The organism is Phenylobacterium sp. (genome assembly GCF_036563285.1).
Taxonomy (GTDB): Bacteria; Pseudomonadota; Alphaproteobacteria; order Caulobacterales; family Caulobacteraceae; genus Phenylobacterium.
The window spans coordinates 1,403,335-1,422,578 of record NZ_DATCMR010000011.1; the positions used below are offsets into that span (position 1 = coordinate 1,403,335).

At 69.6% G+C, this 19,244-nt stretch carries 20 protein-coding genes; 6 read left to right on the forward strand and 14 right to left on the reverse strand.

Annotated elements, in window-relative coordinates:
• Positions 1-7 precede the first annotated feature (7 nt).
• Positions 8-601 carry a hypothetical protein gene (locus VIL76_RS17770; protein WP_332046376.1) on the reverse strand — a complete coding sequence of 198 codons (594 nt, stop codon included), beginning with the start codon at positions 599-601 and terminating at the stop codon, positions 8-10.
• Positions 602-624: 23 nt separating this feature from the next.
• On the reverse strand, positions 625-4,269 hold the full coding sequence (locus VIL76_RS17775; protein WP_332046377.1) for a hydantoinase B/oxoprolinase family protein: 3,645 nt from the start codon (positions 4,267-4,269) through the stop codon (positions 625-627).
• A gap of 64 nt (positions 4,270-4,333) precedes the next feature.
• Between VIL76_RS17775 and VIL76_RS17780 the strand changes: the two genes are divergently transcribed.
• The 4 genes from VIL76_RS17780 to VIL76_RS17795 all read left to right on the forward strand — a co-directional run bounded on the left by VIL76_RS17780 (position 4,334) and on the right by VIL76_RS17795 (position 7,165).
• A complete protein-coding gene (locus VIL76_RS17780; protein ID WP_332046378.1) occupies positions 4,334-5,029 on the forward strand; it encodes a TerB family tellurite resistance protein in 696 nt (231 codons plus the stop codon).
• Positions 5,030-5,131: 102 nt separating this feature from the next.
• Complete coding sequence (locus tag VIL76_RS17785) at positions 5,132-5,428, forward strand: hypothetical protein (RefSeq protein ID WP_332046379.1); 297 nt, start codon at positions 5,132-5,134, stop codon at positions 5,426-5,428.
• 214 nt (positions 5,429-5,642) lie between these two features.
• Positions 5,643-5,936: a putative quinol monooxygenase gene (locus tag VIL76_RS17790; protein WP_332046380.1), complete on the forward strand. Its 294-nt coding sequence runs from the start codon at positions 5,643-5,645 to the stop codon at positions 5,934-5,936.
• 5 nt (positions 5,937-5,941) lie between these two features.
• Entirely contained in the window at positions 5,942-7,165 is a 1,224-nt protein-coding gene (locus VIL76_RS17795) for an acyl-CoA dehydrogenase family protein (RefSeq protein WP_332046381.1), read from the forward strand.
• A gap of 6 nt (positions 7,166-7,171) precedes the next feature.
• On the opposite strand, the gene VIL76_RS17800 is transcribed toward VIL76_RS17795, so the two are convergent.
• From VIL76_RS17800 to VIL76_RS17845, 10 genes are all read right to left on the reverse strand, one after another.
• A complete protein-coding gene (locus VIL76_RS17800; protein WP_332046382.1) occupies positions 7,172-7,594 on the reverse strand; it encodes a CHRD domain-containing protein in 423 nt (140 codons plus the stop codon).
• 46 nt (positions 7,595-7,640) lie between these two features.
• Complete coding sequence (locus tag VIL76_RS17805) at positions 7,641-8,402, reverse strand: HpcH/HpaI aldolase/citrate lyase family protein (RefSeq protein WP_332046520.1); 762 nt, start codon at positions 8,400-8,402, stop codon at positions 7,641-7,643.
• A gap of 5 nt (positions 8,403-8,407) precedes the next feature.
• A complete protein-coding gene (locus VIL76_RS17810) occupies positions 8,408-9,685 on the reverse strand; it encodes a cytochrome P450 (protein WP_332046383.1) in 1,278 nt (425 codons plus the stop codon).
• An 86-nt stretch (positions 9,686-9,771) separates the two neighbouring features.
• Entirely contained in the window at positions 9,772-11,448 is a 1,677-nt protein-coding gene (locus tag VIL76_RS17815; RefSeq protein ID WP_332046384.1) for a response regulator, read from the reverse strand.
• Positions 11,445-12,944 (reverse strand): ATPase domain-containing protein, encoded by a 1,500-nt coding sequence (locus tag VIL76_RS17820; RefSeq protein ID WP_332046385.1) that lies wholly within the window; start codon positions 12,942-12,944, stop codon positions 11,445-11,447. The genes VIL76_RS17815 and VIL76_RS17820 overlap by 4 nt, the downstream gene beginning before the upstream one ends.
• Positions 12,945-13,051: 107 nt before the next feature.
• Entirely contained in the window at positions 13,052-13,963 is a 912-nt protein-coding gene (locus VIL76_RS17825; RefSeq protein ID WP_332046386.1) for an SMP-30/gluconolactonase/LRE family protein, read from the reverse strand.
• Between the two features lie 27 nt (positions 13,964-13,990).
• The gene (locus tag VIL76_RS17830) at positions 13,991-14,506 is read right to left on the reverse strand and encodes a dihydrofolate reductase (protein ID WP_332046387.1); all 516 of its coding nucleotides are present in this window, start codon (positions 14,504-14,506) and stop codon (positions 13,991-13,993) included.
• A 216-nt stretch (positions 14,507-14,722) separates the two neighbouring features.
• Positions 14,723-15,040: a phosphoribosyl-ATP pyrophosphohydrolase gene (locus tag VIL76_RS17835; RefSeq protein ID WP_332046388.1), complete on the reverse strand. Its 318-nt coding sequence runs from the start codon at positions 15,038-15,040 to the stop codon at positions 14,723-14,725.
• Entirely contained in the window at positions 15,037-15,630 is a 594-nt protein-coding gene (locus VIL76_RS17840; RefSeq protein WP_332046389.1) for a hypothetical protein, read from the reverse strand. The genes VIL76_RS17835 and VIL76_RS17840 overlap by 4 nt, the downstream gene beginning before the upstream one ends.
• The gene (locus tag VIL76_RS17845) at positions 15,630-16,478 is read right to left on the reverse strand and encodes a thymidylate synthase (protein WP_332046390.1); all 849 of its coding nucleotides are present in this window, start codon (positions 16,476-16,478) and stop codon (positions 15,630-15,632) included. The genes VIL76_RS17840 and VIL76_RS17845 overlap by 1 nt, the downstream gene beginning before the upstream one ends.
• Positions 16,479-16,659: 181 nt before the next feature.
• Between VIL76_RS17845 and VIL76_RS17850 the strand changes: the two genes are divergently transcribed.
• A complete protein-coding gene (locus VIL76_RS17850; protein ID WP_332046391.1) occupies positions 16,660-16,911 on the forward strand; it encodes a hypothetical protein in 252 nt (83 codons plus the stop codon).
• Between the two features lie 65 nt (positions 16,912-16,976).
• Here the strand turns inward: VIL76_RS17850 and VIL76_RS17855 are convergent, their stop codons facing one another.
• Positions 16,977-17,519 (reverse strand): DUF924 family protein, encoded by a 543-nt coding sequence (locus VIL76_RS17855; protein WP_332046392.1) that lies wholly within the window; start codon positions 17,517-17,519, stop codon positions 16,977-16,979.
• Between the two features lie 145 nt (positions 17,520-17,664).
• On the opposite strand from VIL76_RS17855, the gene VIL76_RS17860 reads away from it, so the two are divergent.
• On the forward strand, positions 17,665-18,741 hold the full coding sequence (locus VIL76_RS17860) for an RcnB family protein (RefSeq protein ID WP_332046393.1): 1,077 nt from the start codon (positions 17,665-17,667) through the stop codon (positions 18,739-18,741).
• Here VIL76_RS17860 and VIL76_RS17865 read toward each other — a convergent pair whose 3' ends face one another.
• The gene (locus VIL76_RS17865) at positions 18,742-19,215 is read right to left on the reverse strand and encodes a 5' nucleotidase, NT5C type (protein WP_332046394.1); all 474 of its coding nucleotides are present in this window, start codon (positions 19,213-19,215) and stop codon (positions 18,742-18,744) included.
• Between the last annotated feature and the right edge of the window lie 29 nt (positions 19,216-19,244).

The window sequence follows — 19,244 nt, forward strand, 5'->3', positions numbered from 1 at the left end:
AGCGGGTCTAGAGGCCCGGCGCAGCCGGCTCGGCGGGTGCAGCAGGCGCTTCGGCCGGAGCGGCCGGCGCCGGCTCGGCGTTCACCTTGAAGCTCGCCCCCATCAGCTTGGCCCGCGCCTCCAGCGCGTCGGCAACGGACACGCAGCGGGCCGGGAGGGTCCAGCTCATCCACTCCTGGGCCTTGCGCGCCTTGGTCACGTCGGGCCCGGCGTTCCACACCGAACGGCCCTTGCGGACGGCCTGGGCGCCGAGCGTGTTGATCGGCTGCAGGCTGGCCCGCTCCGCCGCGGTCAGCGCGGCCTGGAACCTCGCCAGGTCCTTGCGGCCCTGCACCATCTGGTCGTCGTAGACCTTCAGGTCGTCGGCGAGCTTGCGGCCAGGCGGTCGGAACGCGGCCTCGATGCGGGTGACCTCCGGCATCACCTCGTCGTGCAGGTCGATGTAGCCGCGCAGGGCGCCGTAGCACCACGCCACGAACTGGTAGTCGTCCGCCGGCGCTCCGGCCGGCAGGCGGTTCTCGGCGGGCGCGGCGGCGGGAGCCTCCGCGGCAGACGCCGCATCCTGGGCGAACAGGGCAAGGGCAAGAGCGAGGGCGATCATGTGGAGAGCTTACCTCAGGCAATTCAGCGATTTGAAGGCGCCGTCCCGAGAACTTTTCGGCCGAAACCCCCGCCCCCAGGTGTCTCGATCTCGATCACGTCGCCGGGCTGCACCGTAACCGAGAAGCAGCCGGGAAGCTCTGTAGCCTCGCCGGAAGCCGCGATCAAACGCTGGCGGCCGGGCAGGGCGTCGCCGCCGCCCGCGACCCCGCGCGGCGGATGCTCGCGACGCGAGGAGAGCAGGGCCGCCTCCATGCCGGCCAGGAAGCGGATGCGCCGCACCGCCCCGTCGCCGCCCGCGTGTGCGCCGGCGCCGCCGGAGCCCGCCCGCCGAGCGAACGCTTCCACCCGCACCGGGAAGCGGCGCTCCAGGATCTCAGGGTCGGTCAGGCGCGAGTTGGTCATGTGGGTGTGCACCGCGCTGGTCCCGTCGGCGTCCGCCGTGGCCCCCGCCCCGCCGCAGATCGTCTCGTAGTACTGCCGGTCCTCGTCGCCGAAGGTGAAGTTGTTCATCGACCCCTGGGCGTTCGCCATCACGCCCAGCGCCGAATAGAGCGCGTCCACCACGTGCTGGCTGCTTTCGACGTTGCCGGCCACCACGGCCGCCGGCGGGCGAGGGGCCAGCATGGACCCCTCGCGGGTGACGATCTTCAGCGGCTTCAGGCAGCCGGAATTCAGCGGGATGTCGTCGTCGACCAGGGTGCGGAAGACGTAGAGCGCAGCGGCGTCGACGATCGCCGAAGGGGCGTTGAAGTTGCTGCCGAGCTGGTCGGCCGACGCGGTGAAATCCAGCGTCGCCTCGCCCGCCGCGGCATCCACCGTGGTGCGCACCACGATCTCGCCGCCGCCGTCCATGGGGACCCGCGCCTCGCCGTCGCAGAGCCGGCCCAGCGCGCGGCGCACCGCCTGGGCGGCGTTCTCCTGCACGAAGGTCATGTAGCGCGCGACGGCGTCGGCGCCGTGGGTGCGGATCATCTCCGCCACGGCGGACGCCCCCGCCTGGCAGGCGGCGATCTGCGCCTTCAGGTCGGCGAGGTTTCGCTCGGGCGCCCGGGCCGGCCAGCGGCCGCCGGCCAGCGCGACGCGGGTCTCCGCTTCCATGAAGCGGCCTTCGCGCATGATTGGCACGGCGTCGAGCATGACGCCTTCTTCGTCGATCGACTTGGAGAAGGGCGGCATCGACCCCGGCTGCACGCCGCCGACGTCCGCATGGTGCCCTCGCGCCGCCACGTAAAAGGCGGCCTGCGCATCCGCGTCGTCCATGAACACCGGCATCACCACCGTGATGTCCGGCAGGTGGGTGCCGCCGGCGTAGGGGTTGTTCAGCGCGAAGGCCTCGCCGGGACGAAGCTGCGGATGACGGTCCCGCACCGCCCGCACGCTGGCCCCCATCGACCCCAGGTGCACCGGCATGTGCGGCGCGTTCGCCACCAGTCCGCCGTCCGCGTCGAACAGTGCGCAGGAGAAATCCAGCCGCTCCTTGATGTTCACCGAATGCGCCGTCCGCTCCAGCGCCGCCCCCATGGCCTCCGCCACCCCCATGAACCGCCGGTTGAACAGCTCCAGGGTGACCGGGTCCGGCCTGGAGAGGTCGATGGCCGCCGTGCTGGCCGCCCCAACCCGCATCAGCCGGATCAGCCCGTCCGCCTCGCCCCGCGCGCGCCAGCCCGGCAGCACCGCGATCTGCGTGTCCGCCCGCACGACGAGGGCTGGGCCCTCGATCTCGCTGAGCTGTTCCGCCGCCACGACAGGCGCGTCATGCCACGTGCCGCGGGCGTAGAGCATATTCCGCTCATCCCCGCGCAGGTGGGGATCCAAGCAGGTTTGAGAATCTGCTGGAGCCTTCGTGCCGGCGGGGACGCCGCTTGGATCCCCGCCTTCACGGGGATGAGCGGCGTTGGAGAGCGCCTCCGCTTCCACCGCCGCGATCAGCACCGTCCGCTCCGGCTCGATGAAGCCGAACAACCGCTTGTGTGCTTCCTCGAACGCCGCCTTCGTCTGCGCCAGCGAGGACAGCCCCACCGGCAGCTCGGCATCGGCTCCGTCGTACCTCAGCCGCAGCGTGCGCCGGACCTCGCCGGCCTCCGCAGCCTGTTCCGCCAGGGCCGCTACGGCCTCCGCCTCCACCTTCGCCAGCAGTCCCTCAGCCCGCGCCAGCCCCGCCGTGTCCAGCGCCGCCTCCAGCCCCGCCTGTCGCAGCGCCGTCACCTGCGCCTGGCCGATCCCCCAGGCCGAGAGCACCGACCCGTAGCGTGGGCAGAGCACCTCGCCCACCCCCAGCGCCTCCGCCGTCTGGCACGCGACCTGCGCCGCCGCGCCGCCGAACGCGGTCAACGCGTGCCCGCGCGGATCGAACCCCCGCTCCGTGGAGATCCGCCGCACGGCCTGGGCCATCTGCTCCACCGCCACGGCGACGAAGCCCTCCGCGGCCGCCTCCACGCTCTCCGCGCCCATCGCCTCGGAGAGCTCGGCGAGCCGCGCCCGCGCCGCCTCCGGATCGAGCGGCCGATCGCCCGCTGGCCCGAACACGCTGGGGAAGAACCTCGGGTCGAGCCGCCCCAGCACCAGGTTGGCGTCCGTGACCGTGGCCGGGCCGCCGCGGCCGTAGCACGCCGGCCCCGGGTCGGCCCCGGCGCTGGCCGGCCCTGCCCGCGCGCGCATCCCGTCGAAGGTCAGGATCGAGCCGCCGCCGGCCGCCACCGTCTCCACGTCCAGCATCGGCGCGCGCAGCTTGACCCCGGCGACCTTCGCGGAATCCCGCCGCTCCAGCCGGCCCGCGAACCGGCACACGTCGGTCGAGGTGCCGCCCATGTCGAAGCCCAGCACCGCCGCGGCGTCGGCCTGCGCCGCCGTCCGCGCCACGCCCACCACACCGCCGGCCGGGCCGGAGACCACCGCGTCGCGTCCGCGGAACGCCTCGGCCCGCACCAGCCCGCCTGCGGAGGTCATGAAGTAGAGCGGCGCGCCGGCCACTGCGTCGGCGACCCGCCGGACGTAGGCCTGCAGCACCGGGGTCAGGTAGGCGTCCGCCACCGTCGTCTCCGCGCGTGGGACGAAGCGGGGCAGGGGCGAGACCTCGCAGCTCAGGGCCACGAAGGCGAACCCGGCCGCCCGAGCCAGCTCGCCCGCGGCGATCTCGTGCTCCGGGTTCAGGTCGGAATGCAGGAAGGCGATCGCCGCCGACGTGAAGCCTTCCGCCACCGCCGCCTCCAGCTTCGCCGCCAGCGCATTGCGGTCCAGCGGCCGCACCACCGTCCCGTCCGCCCCCAGCCGCTCGGCGGCCTCGACCACGCCCGCATAGAGCGGCTCCGGCCGCCGGATGGTCAGCGCGAAGAGCTCCGGCCGCGCCTGGTCGCCGATCACCAGGCTGTCGGCGAACCCCTCGGTGGTGACAAACAGCGTCTTCGCGCCGCGCCGCTCCAGCAGGGCGTTGGTGGCCACGGTCGTGCCCATCTTGATCGAGTCCACCCGCTCGGCGGGGAACGGCGCCCCGGGGCCCACGTCCAGGATCCGGCGCATGGCCTCCACCGCGGCATCTTCGTAGGCGGGCGAGGCCGACAGCAGCTTCAGTGAGGTCTCGGCCCCGTCGCCAAATTGATCGCGGGCGCGGCCGATCACGTCGGTGAAGGTGCCGCCGCGGTCGATCCAGAAGCTGAAGAGCCTGTCCAAAACTTAACCCGGGCCAAGGTTGTCATGGTGCCGTCACACCCTTAAGCCATGTCCCGTACTGAAGATGGGCTTCTGGCGCAAAATTGCTGGCCTTGCGGTGCGCAACCTCGACGAGGCCGAGTGCGCCGAGTGTCCTCCGGGCCTGCCCGGCGAGGACCCCGCCTTCTCGACCGCCGTGACCGCCCTGGGCGCCAAGCTCGCCAAGGCCGACGGCCACGCCGCGGCCGAGGAGTACGCCGCCTTCTCCCAGGTCTTCCAGCCGGAGGACGGCAGCCAGGGCAATGTCCGGCGCCTCTACCAGCTCGCCAACCAGACCACCCGCGGCTTCGAGAGCTATGCGCGCCGCCTCGCCAAGCGCTATCGGGGCTGCCCGCAGATCCTCGAGGACGTGCTCGATGGCCTGTTCCACGTGGCCACCTCCGACGGGGCGGTCACCGACGACGAGCTCACCTACCTGGAGCGGGTGTCCGAGTTGTTCGGCCTGTCGCCGCTGACCTTCCGGCGTCTCAAGGCGGTGCACCTGGGGCACGAGGCCGACGATCCCTATCTCGTTCTGGGCGTGGCCCACGACGCCACGGACGAGCAGGTCCGCGCCGCCTGGAAGGCGCAGCTCTCCGAGGCCCATCCCGACCGCGCCCGCGCGCGGGGGCTGCCCAGCGAGTTCATCGAGGTGGCGGAGGCCAAGGCCGCGGCCATCAACGCCGCTTTCGACGCCATCATGCGCGAGCGGCGGGCATTTTCCTTGCAGGGCGCCGCCTGACCGAAATCTCGCCGCCTTTAACCCTCATCCTTTATTGACGTCGGGAACCCTCGGGCCGACATAGTTGGTTTAGGCCCGGCCAAAGGGCCCGAAAGGATCGCCATGGTGAAAGAGTTCACCGCCCGCCACGGCTCAGCCCTCCGCAGCCTCGCTGCGATCGGCGGGACCCTGGCCGCCGCCGCCGCCGTGATCGTCGGCGTGGTCCTGGCCGTCTTCTTCGCCGCCACCGTGGCGGTGATCGCGCTGATGGCGTCGGCCCTCCTGGCGCTTGCGGGCCTGGCGCTCCGCGCCCGCCGCACCGTCCGCGCCCGGCCCGCCGCGGCCGCCAACGGCCTCATCGAGGCCCGCCATCTGGGCGGCCACCACTGGGTGGCCTACGGCTGGAACGAGCGCTCCTAGCGATAGTTCGCGGACGATAATTTTCGTGCCTTCCAACCCACTGAGATACACTTCGAGAGGATCATTCTCAAAGTGTATCAAGAGGATAGCGCGTTTCGAGAGTTGTCGCGCTGACTCGTGCATATAGGCCTGACGCGGCGTGTGACACGCCGGCCGTGACTCCTCCGGCGTTCGCCTCTACCGTCGCCTTCAAACAAGCGTTGGGAGGATGCGCATGACCGTCGGGGTGATCGCCACGCTCAAGATCCAGGAAGGCAAGAACGAGGAGTTCGAGGCCTTCTTCGGCGAGCTGCAGAACCAGGTGCGGGCCAACGAGCCGGGCAACATCGCCTACCAGCTCACGAAGAGCCGCTCCGACCCGCAGACCTACAAGGTTCTCGAGCTCTACAAGGACCAGGACGCCCTGACCCACCACGGCGGCACCGAGTACTTCAAGGCCGCAGGGCCGAAGTTCATGGGTGTGCTCGCCGGCCGGCCCGACATCGAATACCTCGACGGCGTGGGATAATGACCATGGACCTCGACTTCGCCCCCGAAGACCTCGCCTTCCGCGAGGAGGTTCGCGCGTTCATCGCCGAGGCCTACGACGACGACATGCGCGCCCGAATGGCCCAGTCGAAGAACGGCCATATCGACAAGGCGGGCCAGGTCCGCTGGCTGAAGCGCCTGCACGAGAAGGGCTGGATCGCCCCCGACTGGCCCGAGCAGTACGGCGGCACGGGCTGGAGCCTGACCAGGAAGTACATCTTCGACATGGAGATGGCGCTCGCCGGCGCCCCCTCCACCTCGAACATGGGCCTGAAGATGTGCGCCCCCGTGGTCATGGCCTTCGGCACCGACGAGCAGAAGGCCCAGCACCTGCCCAAGATCCTGGCGACCGACGTGTGGTGGTGCCAGGGCTACTCCGAGCCGGGCGCGGGCTCCGACCTGGCCTCGCTGGCGCTCAAGGCCGAGCGTGACGGCGACCACTACGTCCTCAACGGCTCGAAGACCTGGACGACCTACGCCCAGTGGGCCGACTGGATGTTCTGCCTCGTGCGCACGAGCCAGGAGGACATCCGCCAGAAGGGCATCAGCTTCCTGCTGCTCGACATGAAGACCCCCGGCATCCAGATCGTGCCGCTGCCCACCCTCGACGGCCCCCGAGAAGGCGACCAGGAGATCAACCAGGTCTTCTTCGACAACGTCCGCGTGCCGGTCGCCAACCGGATCGGCAAGGAGGGCGAAGGCTGGACCTACGCCAAGTACCTGCTGCAGTTCGAGCGCGGCAACGCCTATGCCCCAGGCCTCATGAACATGCTGGGCAAGGTCCGCAAGATCGCCCGCGTCGAGCGCTCGAACGGCGGCGGGACGATGTACGAGGACCCCGACTTCCGGCGCAAGCTGGCGGAAGCCGAGATCAAGGTGGAGGCGCTGAACGCCACCGAGCTGCGGGTCTTCGCCGGCCGCGCCAACGGCGAGGCCATGGGGGCCGTCTCCTCCATGCTGAAGCTGGAGGGCAGCCAGATGCAGCAGCAGATCACCGAACTGGCCCTGGAAGCCGTCGGGATCTACGCCGCGCCCTTCGTGCAGGACACCTGGGCCGAGATCGAGGGCCGCACCAACGCGCCGCGCGCCGGCCCGGACTACGCCGCGACCGTCGCGCCGCACTACTTCAACTACCGCAAGACCTCGATCTACGCCGGCTCCAACGAGATCCAGCACAACATCATGGCCAAGATGGTGCTGGGCCTCTGAAGGGGCCTACTTGCTGAGCTGCCCCCGGATCGCGCCGCCGCGGAACTCCGCGTTGTGCACGTTGACGTAGTAGTTGCCCGGGTTCTGCAGGATGTCCTTGATCACGTCCGCCGGACCGGTGGCGCAATCCTTGATCTTGCCGTCGGCGCCCGGCGGCTTGAGCGGCACCACCGGCGGTCCGGACTCGCCGGCGGCCCCCTTGTGGATGTGCGCCGCGCCGGCCGGGGCGATCTTCTCGACCATGAGGTCGTAGCAGACCTGATCCTGGCCATTGTTCACGCGGAAGGTGGCGTGGCCGGCGCCGTCCGGGTCCATGCCCGTCCCGCCGGTCAGGTGGGCGCTCAAGGGGCGGCCGCCTTCCTGGGCGAGCGCGGGCAGGGCGAGCGCGGCCGCGACGACCGCCGCGAGCGGAAGCAGTGTTTTGATCATGGGGTTCCTCCTCCAGTGAGATGGAAGCGCCCGTTGGGCGACGCCGTCAATCGCCGCGCGCGATCTTCAGGAAGCTGACGGCGCCCTGCACCAGCAGGCGGACGTCCGTGGCGACCGAGACGAAACGGAAGCCCTCCGCGAACCGCGCCCCGGCGTCCTCTGGCGAGAGTCCGAACGTGCCGACCGGCTTTCCGGCGGCGGAGGCCGCCTCCAGCACCCGGCGCACGGCGGCCTCGACGTCCGCATGGCGCGGCTGGCCCAGCAGGCCCATGCCGGCCGAGAGGTCCGCGGGGCCCACGAACAGCGCGTCGACGCCGTCCACGGCCGCGATCTCTCCGGCGGCCTCGACGGCCGGGACGCTCTCGATCTGCACGACCACGCAGGTCCGCTGCGCCGCCGCGCCCTGGTAGTCGCGGTCGCGGCCGTAGGCTGACGCGCGGCTCACGCCGGCCACGCCGCGGAAGCCGGCCGGCGGGTAGCGCGTGGCGCCGACCAGCTGCCGCGCCTGCTCGGCGCTCTCGACCATCGGGATCAGCAGGGTCTCGGCGCCCATGTCGAGCAGCCGCTTGATCAGCACCGGATCGTGCCCCGGCGTGCGCACCAGCAGCGCCGCGGGCGCCCCGTTCGCCGCCTGCAGCTGGGTGCGGACCTCGGAGAGATCGGCCTGACCATGCTCCATGTCGAGCAGCAGCCAGTCGCAGCCGGAATGGGCCAGCACCTCGGCGACGGTGGGCGAGGGGACCTGGCACCAGAGGCCGGCGAGCCGCCCGCCTCCGGCCAACGCTGCCTTGAAGCTGTTCTCGGCCACTGGGATCAAACGCGCTTGGGGATGACCACGGGCAGGTGTTCGTAGCCCTTCACGAAGGACGAGTAGACCCGCCGCGGCTGGCCGGTGACCTCGATCCTTGGGAAGCGCTTCAGGATCTCCTCCCAGATGATCTTCAGCTGCAGCTCGGCCAGCCGGTTGCCGACGCAGCGGTGGATGCCGAAGCCGAACGACAGGTGCTGGCGCACCCGAGGCCGGTCGATCCAGTAGTCGTTCGGCCGCTCGATGACCTCTTCGTCGCGGTTGCCGGAGACGTACCACATGGCGATTTTGTCACCCTCGCGGATGGTCTTGCCGCCCATCTCGAAGTCACGCGTCGCGCGCCTTCGCATGTAGGCCAGCGGCGTCTGCCAGCGGATCGTTTCGGACACCATTGATGGCAGGCAGGAGGGATCGGACGTGAGCCGGTCGTACTGGTCCGGGTGCTGGTTCAGGGCCAGCACGGAGCCGGAGATGGTGTTCCGCGTGGTGTCGTTGCCGCCGACGATCAGCAGGATCAGGTTGCCCAGGTACTCCATGCGGTCCATGTCCCGCGTCGCCTCTCCGTGGGCGAGCATCGAGATCAGGTCCGGCTTTGGCGGGGCGTTCACCCGCTCGTTCCAGAGCCGCATGAAGTAGTCCACGCACTCGTAGAGCGCGGCGCGGCGCAGCTCCTCGAACTTCTCGGGATCGGTAGTGCCGAGGATGCCGCTCTCGGGCGCAGCCGTCGCCACGTCGGACCAGAAGGTGAGCTTGCGGCGGTCCTCCCAGGGGAAGTCGAAAAGGGTCGCCAGCGTCATGGTGGTGAGCTCGATGGACACCTTGTCCACCCAGTCGAACTCCTCGCCCACCGGCAGGCTGTCCAGGATCACCCCCGCCCGCTCACGGATGATTGGCTCCATCTTCGCCAGGTTCGGCCCCGCCACGATCGGGCTCACCGTCTTGCGCTGCACGTCGTGCTTCGGCGGGTCCATGGCGATGAACATGGGAAGGGTGAAGTCCTCGTCCGGATCGGGGAGGACGATGGTGGGGATCGAGGAGAAGACCTCGTGGTTGGTGTCCACCGCCATGATGTCGTTGTACTTGGTGACCGACCAGTAGCCGCCCACGTCCTGAAAGTCCGAGACCGCCCAGTGGACGGGATCCTCCTTGCGCAGGCGCTCGAAGTAGGGGGCCCAGGTGTCGGTGCGGAACAGCTCCGGGTCGGCCGGGTTGATCGCCTCGACGGGCATCGAATAGGCGGCCTCGCGCGCCGCGCGCCTCACATCGATCGAGCCATCGTCCATGGCCGCCCCCTCAGGTCTGCAGCGGCCCGGTGACCGCCGATCACCCAAGTCTTGCGCTCGAACCGTTCTCTTGGGAAGGCGGCAGGCTAGTGCGACTTGAGGGCCGCGCGCAGCTTCTCGGCGAGGTCGCGCTCGACGTAGGGCTTGCGCAGGATGCCGTCCTGCCCGGCCTCTTCCAGGGCCTCGGTGTCGGCGTAGCCGGTGACGAACAGGATCGGGACGTCGGGCCGTCGGCTGCGGGCTTCGCGGGCCACCTCCGCGCCATTCATCCCCGGCATGGCGAAGTCCAGCAGCAGGACGTCGATGCCGTCCTCGCGGTCCAGCAGGTCCAGGGCCGCGCCCCCGCTCCCCGCCTCGATGACCCCGTAGCCCAGGTCCGCCAGGATGCCGGCGGTGACCTCACGCACGGCGCTGTCGTCGTCCACGACCAGCACCTTGATGTCCTTTCGCGCGGTCTCCGGCCTGACAGCTTCCGGCGCCGTGGCGTGCTCCGGGGCCACCTGCGCGCGGGGGAGGAAGACGCTGACGGACGTCCCCGCGCCGACCGTCGTCATGATCCGCACGCCGCCGCCCGACTGCTTGGCCACGCCGAACACCTGGCTGAGGCCGAGGCCGGATCCCTTGCCCACTTCCTTGGTGGTGAAGAAGGGCTCGAAGACCTTCGCGAGGACGTCGTCGGTCATCCCCGAGCCGTTGTCCGAGACGCACACCATCACGTACTCGCCCGCGGGCGGTTCCTCGGGCCGCAGCGGCGGGCCCAGGGTCACATTGCCGGTCTCCACCACGATCCCGCCGCCGACCTGCATGGCGTCGCGCGCGTTGATCGCCAGGTTGAGGATGACCAGCTCGATCTGGGTCGGGTCGATCATCGCCGGCCACAGCTCGGTCTGTAGCCGGGTCTCGATCTGCACGCTGCCGCCCATGGTGGAGTGCAGCAGGTCGTGCATGCCGACCACGATGTCGTTGAGGTCGACCGCCCGCGGCTCGAGCTTCTGCCGACGCGAGAAAGCCAGCATCTGCCCCGTCAGCAGCCCGCCGCGTTCTGCGGCCTCGGCGATCATCTGCAGGCGCCGCTGCGTGGCCGGATCAGACTCCGACTTCTGCATCTGGCGCACGTTCCCGAGCACGACCATCAGCAGGTTGTTGAAGTCGTGGGCGACGCCGGAGGTCAGCTGGCCGACCGCCTCCAGGCGCTGCGCCTGGCGGAGCACGGATTCTATCCGCTCGCGTTCGGCGATCTGGGCGGCCAGCTGGCGGTTGGCGGACTCCAGCTCGGCCGTGCGGTCGGCGACGCGGCGTTCCAGCATCTCTTCGCCGAGGCGGATTTCTCGGATCAGGTCGCGGGCCTCGTACTGCCGGCGGCGGCCCCTGAGCGCCGTTTCCATCACACTGACCAGGGTCGTCGGGTGGAAGGGCCGCTCCAGGAAGGTGACGTTGCCGAGCGCGGTGAGCAGCCGGCGCGCGGCCGGATTGCGCTCCAGCCCGCCGCCGCGGTGCGCCAGCAGCACGATCGGCAGGTCCGACCACGGCGGCTGGCGCTCCAGCCAGTGACCCAGCGTCGGATAGTCGGCGACCTGCAGCGCCTCCTCAGCGATCAGGGCCGCGCCGGCGCCGTTGTCCAGCTCCTCGCACAGGCAGGCGAGGTCGTGGCAGACCATCACCGGCATCTGCGCCTCCAGGAGGATGGACCGGGCGATGGCTGCATCGCGACCCAGCGGCGCGAGCACCAGCACGCGCCCCGAGCCGGACGCGTCCGCCGTCATGCCGAGGGATCTCCCATCAGCCCCGCGCCTGGTCCGACGAAGTTGGGCACGCCGCGCAGGACGCCATGGAACTGGCTGAGCGGAGGGCCGACTGTCAGGCCGGTTTCCCCGATCTCGAACTCGCGGATGGTCTTCTCGTGGCCGCCGCTGCGCTTCTTGATCACCGACATGGCGCGGCGGACGTGGCCCGCCGCCTCGAAATAGCGGAGGAGGACGACGGTGTCGGCCAGGTAGGTGACATCCACCGGCGCTTTCATGTCGCCGACCAGCCCGTGCTGGGCGACCGTCAGGAAGGTGCTGGCGCCCTGGCGGTTCAGGTACTGCAGCAGCTCGTGGATGTGCAGCACCAGGAAGTTCTCTTCCGGCATGGCCGCCTGGTAGCCGTTCAGGCTGTCGATCACGACGGTGCGGATGCCGTTCTCCTGGACGCATTCGCGGACGCTGGCCGTGAACTCGCCGGGCGACAGCTCGGCGGCATCCACCTGTTTCACAAGCAACTGGCCGCTGTTCATCGTCGCCTGAAGATCGATGCCTAAGCTGCGGGTGCGGTCGAACAGCAGGCCCAGCTCCTCGTCGAAGATGAAGAGCGCCGCCTTCTCGCCGCGCTCGATAGCCGAGAGCGCGAAATAGAGCGACACCAGCGACTTGCCGGTGCCGGCCGGCCCCAGGATGAGGCAGCTCGAACCCCGTTCGATGCCGCCGCCGAGCAGCTCATCCAGGCCTGACACACCGCTGGGAAGCTGCTCGCGCGAGAATTCGCGTCTGTGTTCCGACGAGACGAGCCGGGGGTAGACCTCGAGACCTCCGGTCTTGATCGTGAAGTCGTGGTAGCCGCCGCGGAATTTGCGACCACGGTATTTCACGACCCGCACGCGGCGCCGCTCGGCGCCGTACTCCGGCGCCAGCTCCTCAAGGCGGATCACGCCATGCGCCACGCTGTGCACCGTCTTGTCGAGGGTGTCGGTGGTGAGGTCGTCCAGCAGCAGGACAGTGGCCTGGTGCTTGGCGAAATAGTGCTTCAGCGCCAGCACCTGGCGGCGGTAACGCAGCGAGCTCTGCGCCAGCAGACGGATTTCCGAAAGGCTGTCGATCACCACCCGACCCGGGCGTGCGTTCTCGACGCGCTCGAAGATGAGACGCGTGGTCTCGCCGAGCTCCAGGTCCGAGGAGTACAGGAGGCTCTGCTGCTGCTGCTCGTCGAGCAGGCTCTCCGGCGGCACCAGCTCGAAGATCTCGATGTCCATCAGGTCGAGGGCATGGCTCCGGGCCGTGTCGCGCAGCTCTTCCTCGGTTTCCGAGAGCGTGATGTAGAGGGTCTTCTCGCCGTTGACGGCGCCCTCGATGAGGAAGCGCAGCGCCGCAGTGGTCTTCCCCGTACCCGGGCTGCCCTCGAGGAGATAGACGCGATAACGCGCCAGGCCGCCGGCGAGGATGTCGTCCAGGCCGGGAATTCCCGTTGAGGCCTGCTCGGCGCCCGGAGGCCTCTCGGTTTTCATCTAAATTTAGCCCGCAGGTTCCCGTACGCGGTCCTAGCACCGCACGCCCGTCCGCCTCCTTAGCGCATGGGCCGCCGCAGGAGTTCCATCATCTGTTAAGGCGGCGCTCAGGCGTTGAAGTTGAGCTTCAGCCCGGGCCTCGGCCAGCGCGCCTTGTAGAGCTTGCCGGTCGATGAGGCCGTCACCCAGGCGTCCTGCATGTCCGCCCCCCCGAAGCAGATGTTGGTGCACAGGATGTCGGGGAAGGCATGGTGCTCGACGCTGCCGTCGGGGTCGAAGGCCGTGATCCCGCCGTTGATGATCGTCGCCACGCAGACCTTGCCGCCGGCCTCGACGGCCAGACTGTCCAGCAGCTGGTAGTCCGGCAGGTTGCAGACCACGCGGCCCGGCGCGAAGCCGGGGCCCGGCGCCAGCACCCCCGGCTCGGCCACGTCGAAGGCCCACAGGCGGCCGAGCTGGGTGTCGGCCACATAGACCGTGCGCTCGTCCGGCGAGAGGCCAATGCCATTGGGGGAGATCAGGTGGTCGCGCTGTCGGCTGATCTGCGAACCGTTTGTGCGCGCATAGTAGACCGCCCCGAACTTGCGCCCGTCGGGCGTGCTGCAGCCGTGGTCGGTGAACCAAAACCCGCCCTGGCGGTCGAACACCAGGTCGTTGGGCCCGACCAGACGCTTGCCGTCGCAGGCGTCGTAGACGGTGGTGAGCTCGCCGGCGCCCAGGTCGAGGCGTTGGATCGAGCCGCCGGTGTGCGTGGGCGGCGTCGGCCCGGGAATGGTCAGGCCCTGGTTGTCCAGCCAGACGAATGAGCCGCCGTTGTTGGTGATCCAGATGGCGCCGTCGGGGCCGATGGCCGCCCCGTTCGGACCGCCGGGGACCTTCGCCAGCACCTCCTTCGAGCCGTCCGCACGCACGCGCGTGATCCGCTCCCCCTTGATCTCCGTCAGGATCACCGAGCCGTCGGCCAGGGCGACGGGGCCTTCCGGGAACTCCAGCCCCTCGCAGACCAGCTCGATGTCCATGTGCGTCCTCCTCGTTCCTGGCCGGGACTATAGGCGCTCGAGCACCCGGTAGGTGAAGGGGTACTGGTCCACCTCCGAGGCGGGATGGGCCTCCCGGTGGACCTCGCGCCAGCGGCTCTCGTCGATGGGCGGGAGCACCACGTCGCCCTCGACCTCGGCATCCACCTCGGTGAGGTAGAGCTTGCGCGCGCGGTCGAGCGCCAGCTCGAAGAGGGAGGCGCCGCCGATCACGCACACCTCGCCCACCCCGTCCTCCTCCGCCTGCTCACGGCCGATCTGTACGGCCTCGGAGAAGGTTTCGCAGGGGATGGCGCCCCTGGGCTCGAACGAGCCGTCGCGGGTGAGCACGATGTTGGTCCGGCCCTTCAAAGGCTTGCCCGGAAGGCTGTCCCAGGTCTTGCGGCCCATGATGATTGGCTTGCCCAGGGTGACCTGCTTGAAGATCTGAAGGTCGCTCTTCAGCCGCCAGGGCAGGGTCCCGTCCTTGCCGATCACGCCGTTGCGGGCGCGGGCGATGGGGCCGGCGGCGAGGATGATGCTCATGGGGGCGGGTTTAGCGCGGGGGCCTCGGCGTCGTCACGCCTCTCCAAGATGTGTCATCCCGGTTTCGGCGCAGCCGAAGACCGGGACCCATAGACACGGCATCTTCCGTAGGGCGCACGGCGGCGCCTTTCGCCCCATCTGCGTCATGCCGTGCTGATGGGTCCCGGTCTTTCGCTAGCGCGAAAACCGGGATGACACTCGGGGGGCGCACGACAATTAGGCGGCCGGCTCCAGCCAGCTCAGCCACTTGCGGCGCACCGCGGCGTCGGGGTCGATGCCGAACCGGCGGCAGTAGAGGAGCAGCATGCAGAGCACGTCGGCGGCTTCGTCGGCGCGGTCCTGCTCGGTCGCCTCGCCGCGGCCTCGGGCGGACAGGCGAAGGTGCGCCTGGGCAAGCTCGCCCAGCTCCTCCTGCAGCTTCAGGAGGAACCAGTCGTCGTCGCGGTCGATGGCGTACTTGCCGGCGTAGATGTCGGAGATCCGTCCCGACGCGTCGGAGACTTCGGCCAGGGTGAGGCGCGATGAGGTGATCATTCGAAGTCCCGCTTCCAGCGTAGCTCCCTGATTTTGATCCAGCGCACCAGCTGCCCCGCCAAGCTTTTCTTGGCGAGGCTAGCCTCCTGTTCGAACAAGACCGGATAGATTTGGCTTCGTTGTTCTTCGGTAAGTCGCCGAAATTCCATCAGGAAAAAGACCCTTATCTCTACATAGTTGTGGGCCTTGATGATGTTGTCCTTGCAGGCCGTGAACACATCGAACTGGATAGCCTCCAGCATAAGGTTGGCGACCAAGTACCCAATGGTATCTATATTTCCCTTCGACATTGTTCTCTTATTTACATGCTCAAGCGCTACTTCGAACAAGTTGAAGGTCTTCATAAGGTGTCGGGTGAAAGCAGCCCTGTCGATAGGCTTCGTAGCTGCTTTCTGATAGCCGCGAACCTCCGGCTCGAGCGCCTCATGAAAGGCGAGTATTTCGCCGAAAGCCCGCTGGCCGACAGCGTTCCTCAGTTGCAGCGCAGACACCACAATGGTGCCAAGGCCAAAAAGCATAATGAGCAGCTGAAGCGCGTCTCGGTACTGCTTCACCCAGTCTAACCACACGGGTGAAGCGGGGGCGGCCATCAGACCGCGATCGGCGCCGGAATCGAGGGGTGCGCCCGATAGCCTTCCAGCTGGAAGTCCTCGTAGTCGAAGGCGAACAGGTCGGCCTTGTCGGCAATCGTCATCTGCGGCAGCGGCAGCGGCTCGCGCGAGAGCTGCAGCTTCGCCTGCTCCAGGTGGTTCAGGTAGAGGTGGGCGTCGCCCAGGGTATGCACGAACTCGCCCGGCTCCAGCCCGGTGACCTTGGCCATCATCAGCGTCAGCAGGGCGTAGCTGGCGATGTTGAAGGGCACGCCCAGGAACACGTCCGCCGACCTCTGGTAGAGCTGGCAGGACAGCTTTCCGTCTGCGACGAAGAACTGGAACAGGCAGTGGCAGGGCGGCAGCGCCATGTCCTCAACTTCGGCCGGGTTCCACGCCGAGACGATGTGGCGGCGGCTGGTGGGATTGGCCTTCAGCCCTTCCACGACGGCGGCGATCTGATCGATCACGCGGCCGTCGGGGGCGGTCCAGGAGCGCCACTGCTTGCCGTAGACGGGGCCCAGCTCGCCGGTCTCGCGGTCGGCCCATTCGTCCCAGATGCTGACGCCGCGCTCCTGCAGCCAGCGCACATTGGTGTCGCCGCGCAGAAACCACAGCAGTTCGAGGATGATGGACTTGCGGTGCAGCTTCTTGGTGGTGAGCAGGGGGAAGCCCTGGGCCAGGTCGAATCGCATCTGGCGGCCGAAGACGCCCAGGGTGCCGGTGCCGGTGCGGTCGCCGCGCTGGACGCCATTCTCCAGGATGTCGCCGAGCAGGTTCAGGTACTGCCGCTCCGGGTGGTCGGCGGCGGCCTCGTAGCGGGCGGCGATGGATAGGGCGGCGTTCATCACCGAAGAGCGTCACCCAAATCGGACTGATTCGCGATGCGGCAATCGTTAACGATCCACGGCTCGTCCACAGCTGAATCGGCGCGATCCGTCGCGGCCACATTACCCATTCGCAACTTGGCGTAGCGCGTTACGCCGTATAAGAGGGTCGGCCGTTTTCCTCCCCAAGGTCATTGTACAGATGTTCCTGATTTCCGCTTTCGCCGTCCTGGCGCTCGCGGGCGCGGACGCCGCCCCTGCGGCCCAGCCCGGAAACCAGCCCGCCTCCGTGGCCAAGGCGAAGCCGCGCAAGATCTGCACGGTCACCGAGGTCACCGGCCAGCGCCTGCCGGCCAAGCGCTGCGTCACGGTGAAGGAGGAGCCGTCCTCCGCGCCGGCCGCCGCCACCGCCGAAGCCGCCAAGCCGGAAGCCGAACACAAGCACCACCACTAGGGCGCCTCGCCCTTGCAAACGCCAGCCGCCGGGAGCGCGACGCCCCGGCGGTTTTCACGCGTCCGCTAGCCGGAGAACCCGCCGTCGTCGAGGAAGGCCTGCTCCTCCGGCGTCGTCTCGCGCCCCAGCGCCGGGTTGCGGTGCGGAAAGCGGCCGAAGCGGGCGATGAGGTCCCGGTGGATGCGGCTCCACTTGATGACCTCCTGATCCCCCAGCGCGTCGGCCACCTTCAGGCCGAAGTCCTGGTCCGCGAGGTCCTCCGAGTGCTCGAAGGGCAGGACGAAGAAGCCGGCGAGGTCGGGCTCCACCTGCCGCTGGAAACCAGCGTCGATCGCCCGCCGCGCGACGGCCCGCGCCTTCGGGTCCGTGGCCCAGGCGTGAGCCGAGCCGCGGTAGAGGTTGCGGGGGAACTGGTCGAGCAGGATCACCAGCGCCAGCGCGCCCTCCGCGGTCTCGGCCCAGCCGTCGTACTCGCCGCGGGCGGCGGCGTGGTGCGTGGCCTCGAACTTGAGGCGGATGGCGGCGTCGAAGGCCTTGTCCTTGCGGAACCAGCGGCTCGGGCCGGCGTGCCGCCAGAAGTGCAGGATGTCGTTGGGTGTCGCCGCCACCTGGGGGAAGCCTCGCTCCGCAATGGTCTCTGGGCGGCACAGTTGGGCCGAGCCGCCGGGCCGTTCAAGCGCGGTTCATTCGAGCTGCACCATCAATTGGATCAAAGGGACATGCCGGGCCGCTGAACGGCCGCGGGGGGCCACGATGAAGACCACGATTGCAGCGCTCACCCTGCTCCTGCTGGCCGGCGCCGGCACGCAGGCGCTGGCGCAGGACAAGGACCAGGCCGAGCTGCGCGCCCAGGCGGAGGGTGATCCCGAGCCGCGCGGCCGGGTCGGTGGCGGCGGGCCGCGCGGCTCGGCCCCGCCCACGCCCCGCGAATTCCGGCCGGCTCCGCGGCCGCCCGAGGCGCCGCAGGCGCTCAGCCCCCGTGAGCCCTCCAGCCCGCCGGATGCGTCCGGCGGCGAGCGGCGGCGGCGCGTCGAGGGCGGCGGCGAACGCCGCGGCGGTGAAGGCCGCCCCCGCCGGCCCTTCGTCGACACCGAGGGCGACAACGTCAATCCGGGCCTCTCCGGCGCTGACCGCCAGGACTTCGAGGACCGCGAGGAGCTGCGCCAGGGCGGCCGCTGGATCGGTCGCGGGGTGCAGGCGCGGCCTCCCGGCGAGCGTCCGGTCGCCGACGGCCAGCCGGGCCGCGATGGACGACGTGACGGCGACCGGGGCCGCGGTGGCCGCCCCGACGGCGACGGCCGCCGAGGCGACGGCGATCGTGACGGCCGCCGGGATGGCGACCGCGATGGGCGCCGCTGGGACGGTGACCGGGATGGCCGCCGCGACGGCGATCGGGACGGCCGGCGCTGGGATGGCGACCGTGATGGGCGGCGCGACGGCGACCGCGATGGCCGCCGCTGGGACGGTGATCGGGACGGCCGCCGCGACGGGGCTCGAGACGGCCGGCGCTGGGACGGCGAGCGCCGTGGACCGCCCACGAACCATCCCCGCTGGGACGGCCGCCGCTATCCGCACAGTTACAACAGCCGCCACCGCTACCGCGGCCACCTGTGGCGTCCGCCGTCGGGCTTCTACGTCCGCCTGTGGTCCTTCGGGGACGTCCTGCCGCGCGGCTGGTACGAGCCCGACTACCGGATCATCGACTGGTGGGTCTACGACCTGCCGATTCCGCCGCCGGGCTACGACTGGGTGCGGGTGGGCTACGACGCCCTGCTGATCGACCGCTTCACGGGCCGTGTCGTCCAGGTCGTCCGGTTCGTGTTCTGGTAGCTAGTCGAGGTAGCCCCTGGCCCGCAGCTCGTCGACCGAGCTGCGGGCGTTCTTGTGGTGGATGAAGATCCCGCCCGCCCCCTCCCAGAGGTGGCGGTGCTTGTCTCGGTCGTCGACCAGGGCGTCGCCGGGATGGCAGTGCTCGCGCTTCAGGGCGGCCATGGTGGTGATCACCTCCACGCCAGGGAACCAGCGCTCCGCCCAGCGGCGCTTCTGCGGCTCGGCCCAGTTGCCCCGCGGCAGGCCGGTAAGGATGATCGGGTTCTTGTGGCGCACGGCCTCGAACAGCACGAAGGCGTCGGCCATTGGCTCGAGGTGCTCGAAGAAGCCTTTGGCCTGGGCCAGCCGCTTCCAGAAGAGGCCAGGGTTGTAGCGCTTCTCGAAGACCCTGGGCGGCATGCCCAGCACCTTCTCCGCGCCCTTGTCGAAATCGGCGAGCACGCCGTCGCAGTCTAGGTAAATCTGTTTGCGCATCGGGTGCGGTAAACCCGCTGCAGGGGCTG